General features: G+C 54.4%; 14 protein-coding genes. 11 read left to right on the top strand and 3 right to left on the bottom strand.

Going from position 1 to position 14,421, the window contains the following annotated elements; all coding sequences use genetic code 11:
- Positions 1–31 precede the first annotated feature (31 nt).
- Genes tatE through tatD form a run of 4 tightly spaced genes read left to right on the top strand, consistent with a single transcriptional unit; the run spans position 32 to position 2,578 of the window.
- On the top strand, positions 32–301 hold the full coding sequence (gene tatE / locus ACT3RR_RS19200) for a twin-arginine translocase subunit TatE (protein WP_353504434.1): 270 nt from the start codon (positions 32–34) through the stop codon (positions 299–301).
- 3 nt (positions 302–304) lie between these two features.
- Positions 305–973 carry a Sec-independent protein translocase protein TatB gene (gene tatB / locus ACT3RR_RS19195; protein WP_496200930.1) on the top strand — a complete coding sequence of 223 codons (669 nt, stop codon included), beginning with the start codon at positions 305–307 and terminating at the stop codon, positions 971–973.
- Between the two features lie 3 nt (positions 974–976).
- Positions 977–1,741: a Sec-independent protein translocase subunit TatC gene (gene tatC, locus ACT3RR_RS19190; RefSeq protein WP_353504423.1), complete on the top strand. Its 765-nt coding sequence runs from the start codon at positions 977–979 to the stop codon at positions 1,739–1,741.
- A 57-nt stretch (positions 1,742–1,798) separates the two neighbouring features.
- Complete coding sequence (gene tatD / locus ACT3RR_RS19185) at positions 1,799–2,578, top strand: 3'-5' ssDNA/RNA exonuclease TatD (protein WP_353504424.1); 780 nt, start codon at positions 1,799–1,801, stop codon at positions 2,576–2,578.
- A 36-nt stretch (positions 2,579–2,614) separates the two neighbouring features.
- Here tatD and rfaH read toward each other — a convergent pair whose 3' ends face one another.
- A complete protein-coding gene (gene rfaH / locus ACT3RR_RS19180; RefSeq protein WP_034794942.1) occupies positions 2,615–3,103 on the bottom strand; it encodes a transcription/translation regulatory transformer protein RfaH in 489 nt (162 codons plus the stop codon).
- 126 nt (positions 3,104–3,229) lie between these two features.
- On the opposite strand from rfaH, the gene pepE reads away from it, so the two are divergent.
- The 3 genes from pepE (at position 3,230) to fre (ending at position 6,402) form a co-directional block, all read left to right on the top strand.
- A complete protein-coding gene (pepE, locus tag ACT3RR_RS19175; protein WP_496200929.1) occupies positions 3,230–3,955 on the top strand; it encodes a dipeptidase PepE in 726 nt (241 codons plus the stop codon).
- A 165-nt stretch (positions 3,956–4,120) separates the two neighbouring features.
- Positions 4,121–5,629 carry a 4-hydroxy-3-polyprenylbenzoate decarboxylase gene (ubiD, locus tag ACT3RR_RS19170; RefSeq protein ID WP_353504435.1) on the top strand — a complete coding sequence of 503 codons (1,509 nt, stop codon included), beginning with the start codon at positions 4,121–4,123 and terminating at the stop codon, positions 5,627–5,629.
- Between the two features lie 71 nt (positions 5,630–5,700).
- On the top strand, positions 5,701–6,402 hold the full coding sequence (gene fre, locus ACT3RR_RS19165; protein ID WP_353504426.1) for an NAD(P)H-flavin reductase: 702 nt from the start codon (positions 5,701–5,703) through the stop codon (positions 6,400–6,402).
- Between the two features lie 425 nt (positions 6,403–6,827).
- Here fre and fadA read toward each other — a convergent pair whose 3' ends face one another.
- Both fadA and fadB read right to left on the bottom strand, forming a co-directional pair.
- Positions 6,828–7,991, bottom strand: coding sequence for an acetyl-CoA C-acyltransferase FadA (gene fadA, locus ACT3RR_RS19160; protein ID WP_353504427.1), 1,164 nt, complete (start codon positions 7,989–7,991; stop codon positions 6,828–6,830).
- Between the two features lie 11 nt (positions 7,992–8,002).
- Positions 8,003–10,183 carry a fatty acid oxidation complex subunit alpha FadB gene (fadB, locus tag ACT3RR_RS19155; protein WP_496200928.1) on the bottom strand — a complete coding sequence of 727 codons (2,181 nt, stop codon included), beginning with the start codon at positions 10,181–10,183 and terminating at the stop codon, positions 8,003–8,005.
- A gap of 186 nt (positions 10,184–10,369) precedes the next feature.
- On the opposite strand from fadB, the gene pepQ reads away from it, so the two are divergent.
- Genes pepQ through hemG form a run of 4 tightly spaced genes read left to right on the top strand, consistent with a single transcriptional unit; the run spans position 10,370 to position 14,373 of the window.
- Positions 10,370–11,701, top strand: coding sequence for a Xaa-Pro dipeptidase (gene pepQ / locus ACT3RR_RS19150; RefSeq protein WP_496200927.1), 1,332 nt, complete (start codon positions 10,370–10,372; stop codon positions 11,699–11,701).
- Positions 11,701–12,312, top strand: a complete 612-nt coding sequence (locus ACT3RR_RS19145; protein WP_353504430.1) for an IMPACT family protein — start codon at positions 11,701–11,703, stop codon at positions 12,310–12,312. The genes pepQ and ACT3RR_RS19145 overlap by 1 nt, the downstream gene beginning before the upstream one ends.
- Before the next feature lie 39 nt (positions 12,313–12,351).
- Positions 12,352–13,803 (top strand): Trk system potassium transporter TrkH, encoded by a 1,452-nt coding sequence (gene trkH, locus ACT3RR_RS19140; protein WP_353504431.1) that lies wholly within the window; start codon positions 12,352–12,354, stop codon positions 13,801–13,803.
- 30 nt (positions 13,804–13,833) lie between these two features.
- Complete coding sequence (hemG, locus tag ACT3RR_RS19135; RefSeq protein WP_353504432.1) at positions 13,834–14,373, top strand: menaquinone-dependent protoporphyrinogen IX dehydrogenase; 540 nt, start codon at positions 13,834–13,836, stop codon at positions 14,371–14,373.
- The last annotated feature ends 48 nt before the right edge of the window (positions 14,374–14,421 follow it).

Here is a 14,421-nt window from a genome sequence, read left to right as displayed (position 1 = left end):
ATGTAGTTCCCTTCATATTGAGGTGAAGAAAATGGGCGGTATTAGCATTACACAACTTCTGATCATCGCGGTGATCGTGGTACTTCTGTTCGGTACCAAAAAACTGCGTGGCTTGGGCTCGGACCTGGGGTCTTCAATCAAAGGCTTTAAGAAAGCCATGAATGACGATGACACCACCACCAAAGCGCAAAAAGAGAGCGATATAAAGAGTGCTGATGCTGACTTCACGGCAAAACCTATCGAGGTAAAACCGGAAGTTAAAGCAGAAGAGACCAAGAGCCAAAACAAAGAGCAGGTATAAGCCGTGTTCGACATTGGATTTAGTGAACTGTTACTGGTATTGGTGATTGGCCTGGTAGTACTGGGGCCGGAACGTTTACCAGTGGCCGTCAGAACAGTCGCTGGCTGGATCCGCGCACTGCGCGCCATGGCCGCCTCTGTACAGAATGAGTTATCGCAAGAACTGAAACTTCAGGAATTGCAGGATAGCCTTAAGAAAGCTGAAGAAGCCGGTCTTAAGAATCTGACGCCAGAAATCAAAGCCTCAATGGATGAGCTGAAAGAAGCCGCTGAGTCAATGAAACGCTCTTTCGCCACGGAAAAGAGCGAGCTGGAGCAATCTATCGAGGCTGCTAAGTCCGCAGGCAATACCATTCACAATCCGGCTGTTCAGGAAGCAGAAGCGCTGCATGACGAAGGTATCTCACCTGCGACGGCGGAACACATGGCTTCTGCTCCGGCACAGGCACCAAGTAATGCTGTTGAAGCTGCCGTAGCGTCGCATAAACCTGTTCAACAGGCCGAGGCGGCCCATGCCGCACAGGTTGCTGAGAATCAGGTGACTCACGCGGCAGAGGCTTCACCTGAAGCGCCGGCGGATAAGCCAAAAACGGTGGATACCTCTGTGGCTACTGAAGACGTGGTCACTACGGTTAAACCGGCTCCTTCCACTCAATCTACAGGCGAACGTTAAAACATGGCTGTTGAAGATACCCAACCGCTTATCAGCCATCTGATAGAACTGCGTAAGCGTCTGCTGAACTCCATCATCTGTATTCTGGTGGTGTTCTTGGCGTTGGCCTACTTTGCTAACGACATTTACTATCTGGTTTCTGCTCCGCTGATCAAACAGATGCCGCTGGGCGCCAGCATGATTGCCACCGACGTGGCATCGCCATTCTTCACGCCAATAAAATTGACGATGATTGTGTCGGTGTTCGTGTCTGCCCCTTTCATCTTGTATCAGGTGTGGGGCTTTGTTGCGCCGGCTCTTTACAAGCATGAACGCCGCCTGATGATGCCGCTGCTGTTTTCCAGCTCCGCGCTCTTCTATCTCGGTATGGCTTTCGCCTACTTCATCGTCTTCCCACTGGCTTTCGCTTTCTTTGCGAAAACGGCCCCGGCCGGCGTGCAGATAGCGACCGACATCAACAACTATCTCGATTTCGTCATGGCGCTGTTTATGGCCTTCGGCGTGTCGTTTGAAGTGCCGATTGCTATCGTGTTGCTGTGCTGGAGCGGCGTGACCACGCCGGAAGATCTGAAGAAAAAGCGTCCGTATGTGCTGGTAGGTGCTTTCGTTGTCGGTATGTTGCTGACGCCACCGGACGTTTTCTCGCAAACGCTGCTGGCGATCCCGATGTACCTGCTGTTTGAAATCGGCGTGTTCTTTGCCCGTTTCTATGTGGGTAAACGCCGTCGTTCAGACGTCGAAGATGATGAGCAAGACTCAGCGTCGTAACAGAATCATTGAAGTAAAAAACCGCCCAGCAGGGCGGTTTCTTTTTTAGGACGTTATATGTTTGAGATAGGCGTAAACCTGACCAGCAATCAGTTTGATAAAGACCGCCATGATGTCGTTGCGCGAGCAAGACAGGCTGGGCTTTCTGGGATGTTAATCACCGGGACATCGGCCGAAGAGAGCCTTGAGGCTCAACGGCTTGCCGCGCAGTATCCTGACTTTTGCTGGTCGACGGCGGGGGTTCATCCCCATCAGGCCAGTGAATGGAACATCCAAACTGAAGAAGCCGTAAGGGAGCTTGCCGCTAAGCCGCAGGTGGTCGCCTTGGGTGAGTGTGGTTTGGACTTCAACCGTAACTTCTCCCCGGCCGACCAGCAGGAGTCTGCCTTTAGCGCCCAGTTGGCTTTAGCCGCGGAGCTGAGCATGCCGCTGTTTCTGCATTGCCGCGATGCCCATCCGCGCTTTGCTGAACTGTTAACCCCTTGGCTGCGAAAAATTCCCGGCGCGGTGGTTCACTGCTTTACCGGCAGCCAGAAAGAGCTGGAGCTCTATCTATCGCTGGGGCTGTATATCGGCATCACGGGCTGGGTGTGCGACGAGCGGCGCGGTTTGGAACTGCGCGACATGCTCGGCTGCATTCCTGCTGACCGGCTATTACTGGAAACCGACGCGCCCTATCTATTACCTCGTGATATGCCCGAAAAGCCGAAGAACCGCCGCAATGAGCCAGCGTTCTTACCGCATATCATTAAGCAGGTCGCGACGTGGCGCGGAGAGGATCCAGCGTGGCTGGCGGAGAAAACCGAGAGTAATGCGCGCGGCCTGTTTGGCCTGTGATCGCGGCAAAGGCGCAATCATGCGCCTTTGAGCTGGTTAGAGTTTTTGGAAGTGTTTGTTATCTAAACTTTGCTTCACTTGCTGGTTAATCAAATTCAACAGGAGGTGCGAGCGGGCTTCGCCGTCCGGTTCGGTATAAATGGCTTCAAGACCTTCGAACATCCCTTCGGTGATAACCACCACGTCACCGGGGTGAGGGGTATCAGGGTCCTGCACATCCGGCATAGGCTGGGTCATCAGCTGTTTGATAACCTCGGGGTGTACCGTCGCCAGTCGGTTGCCAAAACGAACAAAGTGGCTAACGCCGCGCGTGGCGCTAATGGTCGTGGTATGGATGCTCTCTGGGTCAAACTCGATGAACATGTAGTTTGGAAACAGGGGTTCACTGACCGGAGTACGGCGGCCACGCACCATTTTTTCCAGTGTGATCATTGGAGTTAAACAGTTAACCTGTTGGCGCTCTAAATGTTCTTTAGCGCGCAGAAGCTGACCGCGTTTGCAATATAATAAGTACCAGGATTCCATAGTTTCATACGCCTTCAAACTTAGCCATGAAGCATAGCAAAAGTGGCTAGCGATAGACAGATGCCTCGCCAACTCGCGAGATCTGGTCTCTACATTCTGAATCAAATGACAATACGGAGAAGCATCATGGAGTTGTTTTTGCTGAGTAACGGTAAGCTTTCAGATGAGTCAACCCTGTTAGGTTACGCTAGCGAACACATTCAGGCGATGTTGAAAGCCCGCAAGATTTCCTCAGCCATCCTTATCCCTTACGCCTTAATCCGCAGCGATTACGACGCCCGAGCGCAAGATCTCGAGCAGGCGCTGGGTATCAAAGTGAAAAGCATTCACCACGCTGATTCCCCGGCCGAGGCTATCGCCAGCGTCGAATGCATTTTGATTAGCGGCGGGAATACCTGGATGCTGAACCATATGCTGCACGCCAACAGCCTGATCGTGCCTATCCAGCGCGCCGTGCGTGAGCGCAACGTGCCTTACATTGGCTGGAGTGCGGGCTGCAACGTGGCTACGCCAAGCATTCGCACCACTAATGATATGCCCGTCAGCAACTCCGTCGTGCTGCCCGCGCTGGGCCTGTTCCCGGTGCAAATCAACCCGCACTACATTGATGCCCACCTGAGTGGCCACATGGGTGAAACGCGCGACGAGCGTCTTGCCGAGTTCTGCGCGGTAAACCCAAGTGAGTCCGTGGTGGCGCTGCGTGAAGGCAGCCTGCTGCACGTGTCGGGTGATCAACTGAGCTATTTCAGCGCCAAAGGTCAGGGCTTTAAAGTCTTCCGCCATGGCCACGAGACGCAGGAATATCAGGACACCAAGGCACTTAGCGCACTGGTTCCATTTGAATGTCTCTAATAGGCTAGGCGCATGAAATTTTCGCACCGTCAGTTTAGCCAGCTTGCTGACTGACGGTTACACTGCCTTTTTGTTATTACTTTTTACCTACTGATAACAAAAAGACAGCAACAACCCTGGAGAGGCTCTATAATGCTCTCCTTCAATTTGGCGATAAAAATCAGCATGAAATACCGTGATTTACGAGACTTCATCTCGTTACTTGAAAAGCGAGGCGAGCTGAAACGCATTACTCAGCCTGTCGATACCTATCTGGAAATGACTGAAATTGCAGACCGCACCCTGCGTGCCGGTGGCCCTGCATTACTGTTTGAAAATCCTAAAGGCTACGACATGCCGGTGCTGTGCAACCTTTTCGGCACCCCCGAGCGCGTCGCGTTAGGGATGGGGCAGGAGGATGTCAGTGCGTTGCGCGAAGTCGGTGAATTATTGGCGTTTCTGAAAGAGCCTGAGCCGCCGCGCGGCTTCCGCGATTTCTACGACAAAATGCCCAAATTCAAACAAGTGATGAATATGCCGACCAAGGTGCTGCACTCAGCACCTTGTCAGGAACAGGTTTGGGAAGGGGATGACGTTGATTTGACGCGCATTCCGGTTATGCACTGCTGGCCAGAAGATGCCGCGCCGCTGATCACCTGGGGCCTGACGGTCACTCGCGGCCCGCATAAGCAGCGCCAGAACTTGGGTATTTATCGCCAGCAGGTGCTGGGCAAGAACAAAGTCATTATGCGCTGGCTGTCCCATCGAGGCGGCGCGTTAGACTTCCAAGAGTGGTGCCAGCAAAATCCGGGGCAGCGTTTCCCGGTTTCCGTCGCCTTGGGTGCCGACCCGGCCACCATTCTCGGTGCGGTCACGCCAGTGCCAGATACCCTGTCAGAATATGCCTTTGCGGGCTTGCTGCGCGGCAATAAAACCGAAGTCGTGAAGTGTATTTCCAACGATCTCGAAGTGCCCGCCAGTGCTGAAATCGTGCTTGAAGGCTATATTGACCCAGCCGAAACGGCACCCGAAGGGCCTTATGGCGACCACACGGGCTACTATAATGAAGTAGACAGCTTCCCGGTCTTTACGATCACGCACATCACGCAGCGTAAAAACCCGATTTACCATTCGACTTATACCGGCCGTCCGCCGGATGAGCCAGCAGTGCTGGGTGTGGCGCTAAACGAAGTCTTCGTGCCCATTCTGAAAAAGCAGTTCCCAGAAATTGTTGATTTTTATCTGCCGCCAGAGGGTTGCTCTTACCGCCTTGCTGTCGTTACGATGAAGAAACAGTACGCAGGCCATGCCAAGCGCGTCATGATGGGTGTTTGGTCATTCTTGCGTCAGTTTATGTACACCAAGTTTGTTATCGTCTGTGATGACGATGTGAATGCTCGTGACTGGAATGATGTTATCTGGGCAATCACTACGCGGATGGACCCTGCGCGCGACACGGTGCTCGTAGAAAATACGCCAATCGACTACCTCGACTTTGCGTCTCCGGTTTCCGGGCTCGGCTCCAAGATGGGGCTTGATGCCACCAACAAATGGCCGGGTGAGACGCAGCGCGAGTGGGGACGTCCGATTGTGAAAGATCCCGCAGTGACTGCGCGAGTAGACGCGATTTGGGATGACTTGGGTATTTTCGCTGACGAGAAATACGCGCATAAAGCGCCTAAGCCTAAAAAATAACGCAGGTTGCGGCTTGGTGATCACTCTCGCCGCGCCCTAACGCTTTGCAAAATGACCCACAGAGGGAATGCATGACCACATTGAGCTGTAAAGTCACCTCGGTTGAGGCCATTACTGATACTGTGTATCGGGTTCGGTTATCGCCGGAAACGCCTTTTTCTTTCCGTGCCGGTCAGTATCTGATGGTGGTGATGGACGAGCGCGACAAGCGCCCGTTCTCTCTGGCTTCTACGCCGGGCGAGGGGAGCGATATCGAGTTACACATCGGTGCCTCCGAGCTGAATTTGTATGCCATGGCAGTAATGGATCGCATCCTGAAAGAGAAATCTATTACCGTGGATATTCCCCACGGTGATGCCTGGCTGCGTGAAGACGGCGAGCGTCCGCTGGTGCTGATTGCCGGTGGCACGGGCTTCTCTTATGCGCGCTCCATTCTGGTCGCCGCGCTCGAGCAGCAGCCAAACCGTGATATCTCCATCTATTGGGGTGGCCGCGAGCTGAAGCATCTTTATGACTTGGGCGAGCTGGAAGCGCTGAGCGTGAATCACCCGAATCTGAAAGTGATCCCGGTGGTCGAGCAGCCGGAAGCAGGTTGGCAGGGCCGAAGCGGCACCGTCCTGAGCGCCGTTTTACAGGACTTCTCCTCGCTGGCGGGTCACGATATCTACATTGCCGGACGTTTTGAAATGGCGAAAATCGCTCGCGAGCGTTTTGTTGCCGAGCGCGCAGCGCAGGAAGACCGGATGTTTGGAGACGCTTTCTCCTTCATCTAATTTCCCTTCATCCTTCGCGCTGTCTCGGCGTTGGCTGCCTTCACTCACCCCAGTCACTTACTTGTGTAAGCTCCTGGGGTTCACTCAGTTGCCGCCTTGATACAACACGAATGATTTAGGGAAAGAGATTGAGTCATCCTTCTTGCTGTCTCGGCGTTGGCTGCCTTCACTCACCCCAGTCACTTACTTGTGTAAGCTCCTGGGGTTCACTCAGTTGCCGCCTTGATACAACACGAATGATTTAGGGAAAAGGCGTGAGTCATCCTTCGTGCTGTCTCGGCGTTGGCTGCCTTCGCTTACCCCAGTCACTTACTAATGTAAGCTCCTGGGGTTCACTCAGTTGCCGCCTTGATACAACAGGAATGAGCATCAAATCGTCATTAAAAAAGCGGGCTATTGCCCGCTTTTTGCTTTTCATCAGATTATCAGACTCTTTCGAATACCGTGGCGATCCCCTGACCCAAACCGATGCACATGGTGGCGACGCCGAACTGCACGTCTTTGCGTTCCATCAGGTTGAGCAGGGTGGTGGAGATACGCGAGCCGGAGCAGCCTAACGGGTGGCCGAGGGCAATCGCGCCGCCGTTGAGGTTCACTCGCTCTTCCATGGTTTCCAGCAAGCCCAGATCCTTCATGCATGGCAGCGCCTGCGCGGCAAATGCCTCATTCAGCTCGAACAGGCCGATGTCCTGCACGCTCAATCCGGCACGTTTCAATGCCAAACGCGTTGCCGGAACCGGGCCGTAACCCATGATTGAAGGGTCGCAGCCGACCACTGCCATCGACTTGATGCGTGCGCGAGCCTGTAAACCCAGAGACTTGGCCTTGGACTCGCTCATGATAAGCATCGCCGAAGCGCCATCGGACAGCGCCGACGAACTGCCCGCCGTCACGGTGCCATTCACCGGGTCGAACGCCGGGCGCAGAGTAGACAGGGTTGCTACCGTGGTTTCCGGGCGGATCACTTCATCATAGCTATAGCTGGTCAGCACGCCGTCGGCGTCATGGCCGTCGGTGGCAATGATTTCATTGGCGAAGTGCCCGGCTAAGGTCGCCGCGTGAGCGCGCTGGTGAGAGCGTGCGGCAAACTCATCCTGCATTTCGCGGCTGATATTGTGCATTTTCGCCAGCATTTCGGCGGTCAGCCCCATCATTCCTGCCGCTTTGGCGACGGTGCGGCTCAGGCCCGGATGGAAATCTACCCCGTGGTTCATCGGCACGTGGCCCATGTGCTCAACGCCGCCAATCAGGCCGACCTGTGCATCGCCCACCATAATGGCGCGTGCCGCGTCGTGCAGTGCCTGCATGGAAGAGCCGCAAAGGCGGTTCACCGTGGTAGCGGGCACATTACGCGGGATCTCCGCCAGCAGCGCGGCGTTACGGGCAATATTGAAGCCTTGTTCCAGCGTCTGCTGGACGCAGCCCCAGTAAATATCATCAATTTCTTTCGGGTCGAGCGCCGCATTGCGGCTCACGATGGCGCGCATCAGGTGCGCGGACAGGTCCTCAGCGCGCACGTTGCGAAACGCCCCGCCTTTGGAGCGGCCCATCGGGGTGCGGACTGCATCAACAATGACTACGTTTTCCATGATTTCGGTCCTTATGCCTGAGTGCCGGTGCTGAAGTCTTCCAGCGGAGTTGCGACCGGATAGTAAGTGTCATTGGTTTTCGCTTTAGCGCGTAAACCCTCTGGCACCTGATACAGCGCACCCAGATGCGAATATTGTTCGGCGAGTTGCAGGTACGCGGCGGTGCCCAGCGTGTCCAGATAGCGGAACGCGCCGCCGTGGAACGGAGGGAAACCTATGCCGTACACCAGCGCCATATCGGCCTCGGCCGGGCTGGCGACAATGCCTTCTTCCAGGCAGCGCACCACTTCGTTGATCATCGGGATCATCATGCGGGCGATAATGTCATCCGGCGCGAACTCGGCTTTTTGGCCCGCCAGCAGTTTATCCACCTGCTCGTCATTCTCTTTGCGCGGCTTGCCTTTGCTGTCTTCGCTGTAGCGATAGAAGCCCAGCTGGTTTTTCTGCCCAAAGCGCTGGCTATCAAACAGCACGTCGATCGCATCGCGATAGTCTTTCGCCATTCTGTCCGGGAAGCCTGCCGCCATGACGGCCTGAGCGTGGTGCGCGGTATCAATACCCACCACGTCGAGCAGGTAAGCCGGGCCCATCGGCCAGCCGAACTGCTTCTCCATCGCTTTGTCGATTTGGCGGAAGTCCGCGCCGTCACGCACCAGCAGGCTGAAGCCCGCGAAGTAAGGGAACAGCACGCGGTTGACGAAGAAGCCCGGGCAGTCATTCACCACAATTGGCGTTTTCCCCATGCTCAGAGCATAAGAGACGATGCGCGACAGCGTTTTTTCGGAGGTTTTGGCTCCACGGACGATTTCAACCAGCGGCATACGGTGAACCGGGTTGAAGAAGTGCATGCCGCAGAAGTTTTCCGGGCGTTTCAGCGCCGTGGCTAACTGGTCAATAGGGATAGTCGAGGTGTTGGACGCCAGCACGGCGTCGCTGTCGAGCAGGGCTTCTGCCTCGGCCAGTACCGCAGATTTGATTTTTGGATTCTCGACCACGGCTTCAACCACCACTTTGGCGCGTTCGATGCCGCTGTAGCTCAGGGTTGGCTGAATAGTAGAAAGCACTTTCGCCATCTTCAGGCCGTCGAGTTTGCCGCGTTCCAGCTGTTTATTCAGTAGCTTGGCCGCTTCATTCATTCCCAACGTCAGCGACTTATCATTAATGTCTTTCATAATGACCGGCACGCCTTTCAGGGCTGACTGATAGGCAATGCCGCCGCCCATGATCCCAGCACCCAGTACCGCAGCCTGCGTGGTTTTCTCACTTTCGCTCGCCAATTTCTTGGCTTTGCCTTTGATGAATTGGTCATTGAGGAAGATCCCAACCAGCGCGCGGGCCTCTTTGGATTGCGCGAGGGGAACAAAGCTGGCGGTTTCCAGTTTCAGGGCTTCGTCGCGGCCAAGCTTGGCCGCGGCTTCAATGGTTTTCACCGCGGTCATTGGCGCAGGGTAGTGTTTGCCTGCGGTTTGCAGCACCATGCTTTTGGCCACGCTGAAGCTCATGGTGGCTTCAATCTGGCTGAGTTTCAGCGGCTGGCGCTTCACGTCGCGGCGGCCCTGCCAGTCGAGCTTGCCGGCAATGGCTTGCTTGAGCATGTTCAGCCCGGCGTCGCGCAGTTTTTCGGCTTCCACCACGGCATCGACCAATCCGACTTTTAATGCGTCTTTGCCACTGATGTCTTTACCGGCGGCGATAATTTCCAGCGCGCTGTCGGCACCCAGCAGGCGCGGCATGCGCACCGAACCACCAAAGCCCGGCATAATACCTAAACGAGTTTCCGGCAGGCCGATACGGGCGTCCGGCGTGGCGATACGGAAATCCGTCGCCAGCACGCATTCGCAGCCGCCGCCCAGCGCATAGCCAGTAATAGCGGAAAGCGTCGGAACGTTAAGATCTTCCAGACGGTTAAAGATGCTATTGGCAAAATTAAGCCACTGATGCAGTTTTTCGGCTGGAGCATTGAACAGGGAAAGGAACTCGGTGATGTCAGCCCCGACAATAAACGCCGGTTTGGCCGAACTGAGCAGCAGAGCTTTCAGATCAGTTTGCTTCTCAAGCACGCTAATGGCTTCGCCGAGGCTAGCCACGGTGCGGGTGTCGAGCTTGTTAACAGAGCCTGGAGCATCAAACACCAGCTCGGCAATGCCGTCTTGGAGCCAGTGCAGGTGTAATGTTTCGCCTTGGTAGAGCATGTGTCTCTCCTGAATCATCTGGGATGATCTGGTATGACCAGATGAATGGAGTGTGGTTTTTATGTTAATAATTTGCAAATGAGATGAGTGTAATTTGCTGGAGGGATCACAAACCTTCCGGGGCTACGACCTGTGCGCGGCTGTGATAAGATGCGCCATCGTTTTGCAGGAAAAAAGGACCGTTTGATGGAATCGCTTACTACGCTTTACAAAGAACATATCGCCACGCTACAGCAACGTGCTCGTGAAATACTGCAACGTAATCAACTTGATGCGTTATTAATTCACTCCGGTGATCTAATAACGACCTTCCTCGATGACCACAGCTATCCGTTCAAAGTGAACCCGCAATTCAAAGCCTGGGTGCCGGTCACCAAAGTGCCGAACTGCTGGCTGTGGGTCGATGGAGTTAATGCACCAAAACTTTGGTTTTACTCGCCGGTGGACTACTGGCACAAGGTAGAGCCTCTGCCTGACTCTTTCTGGACGCACGAAGTGTCGCTGTCGCCGCTGGCCAAAGCCGACGACATCAAAAACCAACTTCCTGCTGATTTGAAGCGCGTGGCTTACATTGGCTCAAGCCCGCAGCGGGCGATTAATCTGGGCGTGGCGGCAGATAACGTCAACCCGAAAGCCGTGCTGGACTACCTGCACTACCACCGCGCTTATAAAACTGACTATGAAATTGCCTGTATGCGTGAAGCGCAAAAGGTGGCGGTCAGTGGTCATCGCGCCGCGCAGGAAGCTTTTTTGTCCGGCATGAGCGAGTTCGACATCAACCTTGCCTACCTTACGGCGACCGGCCATCGCGATACTGACGTGCCTTATGACAACATCGTGGCATTGAATGAGCACGCGGCGGTGCTGCATTACACCAAGCTTGAGCACCAACCGCCAGCTGAAATGCGCAGCTTCCTGCTCGACGCCGGGGCTGAGTACAACGGCTACGCGGCGGATTTGACGCGTACCTACGCCGCCAAGCAGAACAACGACTTCGCCGATCTGATTAAAGATTTAAATACCGAAGAGTTGGCGCTGATTGACTCGATCAAAGCCGGTGTCAGCTACACCGATTACCATGTGCAGATGCACCATCGCATTGCTAAGTTGCTGAAAGCGCACAAGCTGGTGGTGGATATCAGTGAAGAAGCCATGGTCGAGCAGAACCTGACGGGGCCCTTCCTGCCACATGGTTTGGGTCACCCGCTGGGCTTGCAAGTCCATGATGTGGCGGGCTTCATGCAGGATGAAACCGGCACCCATCTGACCGCGCCGTCAAAATATCCGTTCTTGCGCTGTACCCGCATTATCCAGCCGAGAATGGTGCTGACTATCGAACCGGGTCTCTACTTCATAGAGTCTTTGCTTGCGCCTTGGCGCGACGGGCAGTTCAGCAAGCACTTTGCGTGGGATCGCATTGAAGCGCTGAAACCTTATGGCGGCATTCGTATCGAAGACAATATTGTCATTCACGACAATCACATTGAAAATATGACGCGTGATTTGAAACTTGCCTGATGCAGCCTTATCCCGTACCTGCTGAATCTGTCAGTTTCAGTGAAGAGATAAAGAAAAGCCGCTTTATTACCCTTTTGGCGCATACCGAAGGGGTAGAGGCGGCTAAGTCCTTTATAAATGATGTAAAAAGTCAGCATCCGACGGCTCGGCATCACTGCTGGGCTTTCGTGGCAGGCACGCCAACGGACTCCCAGCAGCTCGGCTTCTCTGATGACGGCGAGCCAGCGGGGACGGCGGGCAAGCCGATTTTGGCCCAACTGCTAGGCAGCGGCGTCGGCGAGATAACCGCCGTCGTGGTGCGTTATTATGGCGGCATTATGTTAGGCACCGGCGGCTTGGTGAAAGCCTACGGCGGTGGTGTTCAGCAGGCATTAAAGCTGCTTTCGATACATGAAAAAGTCCCACTCAGGGAATTTACGCTGCAATGTGACTACGCTCAGTTAACGCTGGTGGAAAACCTGTTGCAGCAGGTGGGCGGACATATTTTACAAAGCAATTACGGGGCGGCAGTCGACATGCGCCTGGCCTTACCGGCCACAGAAGCCTCGGCTATTGTCACCCGTTTATACGATCTCAGTCGCGGCACGCTCAATTTGCAGCCGGTTTTATAATTACTCTCTAATGACTCATTCGCTGAGGAACACGCCAGCATGCATTTTCGTGCCATAACTCGCATCGTGGGGGTGCTTGTCATCCTGTTCTCCGGAACGATGATTATTCCCGGATTGGTTGCACTGATTTACCGCGATGGCGCAGGGCGCGCGTTTAGCCAAACTTTCTTCGTGGCGCTGACCATTGGCCTGTTCCTCTGGTTGCCCAATAGAAAGCAAAAAAGCGAGCTAAAGCCGCGAGAGGGCTTCCTCATCGTGGTACTTTTCTGGACCGTGCTGGGCAGCGTGGGGGCATTGCCGTTTCTGTTTTCCGAGCGCCCAAACCTTTCCCTCACCGATGCTTTCTTTGAATCTTTCTCCGGCTTGACCACCACGGGCGCGACCACGCTGGTCGGGCTGGACTCACTGCCAAAGGCCATTCTATTCTACCGACAGATGCTGCAATGGTTTGGCGGTATGGGGATCATTGTGCTCGCCGTGGCTATCCTGCCTATATTGGGCGTCGGTGGCATGCAGCTCTACAGGGCAGAAATGCCAGGGCCGCTGAAAGATAACAAAATGCGCCCGCGCATCGCCGAGACGGCAAAAACCCTGTGGCTAATCTACGTTTTGCTGACGATTGCCTGTGCTCTGTCACTGTGGGGCGCGGGGATGCCGGTGTTCGACGCCATCTCCCATAGCTTCTCTACCATCGCCATCGGCGGCTTCTCTACCCATGATGCCAGCATTGGCTATTTCCACAGTGGCACTATTAACACCATTATCGCGGTGTTCCTGCTGATCTCCGGCTGTAACTACGGTTTGCACTTCGCGATGCTCAGCGGCCGTAACCTTAAAGTGTATTGGCGCGACCCCGAATTCCGTATGTTCATTGGCGTGCAGCTGACGCTGGTGATTGTCTGTACCTCAGTGCTGTGGTTGCACAATGTTTATAGCTCCGGCTTAGAGACGCTCAATCAGGCGTTCTTCCAGGTGGTGTCGATGGCGACTACCGCGGGCTACACCACGGATAGCATTTCGAAATGGCCTCTGTTCCTGCCAATCCTTCTTCTATGTTCTGCCTTTATCGGCGGCTGTGCGGGTTCGACCGGCGGCGGCTTGAAGGTTATCCGTATCCTGCTGCTCTATTTACAGGGTTCGCGTGAACTGAAACGTCTGGTCCACCCGAACGCGGTTTACACCATTAAACTGGGTAACCGCGCACTGCCGGAACGTATTATCGAAGCGGTATGGGGTTTCTTCTCCGCCTACGCTTTGGTGTTTATCGTCAGTATGCTGGCTATCGTCGCGACGGGGGTGGATAACTTCTCTGCTTTTGCCGCCGTGACTGCCACCCTCAATAACCTCGGGCCGGGGCTGGGCGTGGTGGCTGATAACTTTGCTTCGATGAACCCCACTGCGAAGTGGATTCTGATTGTGACCATGCTTTTTGGTCGCCTTGAAGTCTTTACGCTGTTGGTTCTGTTTACTCCAACCTTCTGGCGTGAGTAATGACGTGTCTTATTTAGGAGGGAACTTGATATGAAAGCACTGGTGCTCTATTCAACACGTGATGGGCAAACGCATGCCATTGCTTCTTATATAGCAAGTTGCATGAAAGAGAAGGCCGAGTGTGACGTGATTGACCTGGTTCACGGCGAGCACGTCAATCTTTCACAGTATGACCAAGTGCTGATTGGCGCTTCTATCCGCTATGGACACTTCAATGCCGTGCTGGATAAATTCATCAAGCGTAACGTCGACCAGCTCAACAACATGCCTTCGGCTTTCTTCTGCGTAAACCTCACCGCCCGTAAACCTGAGAAGCGCACGCCCCAGACTAATCCTTATGTTCGCAAGTTCCTGTTGGCGACGCCTTGGCAGCCAGCTTTATGTGGTGTCTTCGCCGGGGCGCTGCGTTACCCGCGTTACCGCTGGATAGATAAGGTGATGATCCAACTTATTATGCGTATGACCGGCGGCGAAACGGATACCAGTAAAGAAGTGGAATACACCGATTGGGAGCAAGTGAAGAGGTTTGCTGAGGATTTTGCCAAGTTATCGTACAAAAAAGCGCTGTAATGCTGGATCTCTGGGCATATCGTTGAAAAAAAACGCGGTTGGAAAATT

The organism is Ewingella sp. AOP8-B2-18, assembly GCF_052376015.1.
GTDB classification, from domain to species: Bacteria; Pseudomonadota; Gammaproteobacteria; order Enterobacterales; family Enterobacteriaceae; genus Ewingella; species Ewingella allii.
The sequence above is the reverse complement of the archived record's forward strand: the minus strand, read 5'-3'. Positions and strand labels throughout refer to the sequence as shown.

Coding starts and splice junctions, on each gene's coding strand:
- fadB (WP_496200928.1), bottom strand. CDS start 10,183: ATGCTCTACCAAGGCGAAACATTACACCTGCACTGGCTCCAAGACGGC.
- pepE (WP_496200929.1), top strand. CDS start 3,230: ATGGAGTTGTTTTTGCTGAGTAACGGTAAGCTTTCAGATGAGTCAACC.
- trkH (WP_353504431.1), top strand. CDS start 12,352: ATGCATTTTCGTGCCATAACTCGCATCGTGGGGGTGCTTGTCATCCTG.
- fadA (WP_353504427.1), bottom strand. CDS start 7,991: ATGGAAAACGTAGTCATTGTTGATGCAGTCCGCACCCCGATGGGCCGC.
- ACT3RR_RS19145 (WP_353504430.1), top strand. CDS start 11,701: ATGCAGCCTTATCCCGTACCTGCTGAATCTGTCAGTTTCAGTGAAGAG.
- tatD (WP_353504424.1), top strand. CDS start 1,799: ATGTTTGAGATAGGCGTAAACCTGACCAGCAATCAGTTTGATAAAGAC.
- pepQ (WP_496200927.1), top strand. CDS start 10,370: ATGGAATCGCTTACTACGCTTTACAAAGAACATATCGCCACGCTACAG.
- hemG (WP_353504432.1), top strand. CDS start 13,834: ATGAAAGCACTGGTGCTCTATTCAACACGTGATGGGCAAACGCATGCC.
- rfaH (WP_034794942.1), bottom strand. CDS start 3,103: ATGGAATCCTGGTACTTATTATATTGCAAACGCGGTCAGCTTCTGCGC.
- tatC (WP_353504423.1), top strand. CDS start 977: ATGGCTGTTGAAGATACCCAACCGCTTATCAGCCATCTGATAGAACTG.
- fre (WP_353504426.1), top strand. CDS start 5,701: ATGACCACATTGAGCTGTAAAGTCACCTCGGTTGAGGCCATTACTGAT.
- tatE (WP_353504434.1), top strand. CDS start 32: ATGGGCGGTATTAGCATTACACAACTTCTGATCATCGCGGTGATCGTG.
- ubiD (WP_353504435.1), top strand. CDS start 4,121: ATGAAATACCGTGATTTACGAGACTTCATCTCGTTACTTGAAAAGCGA.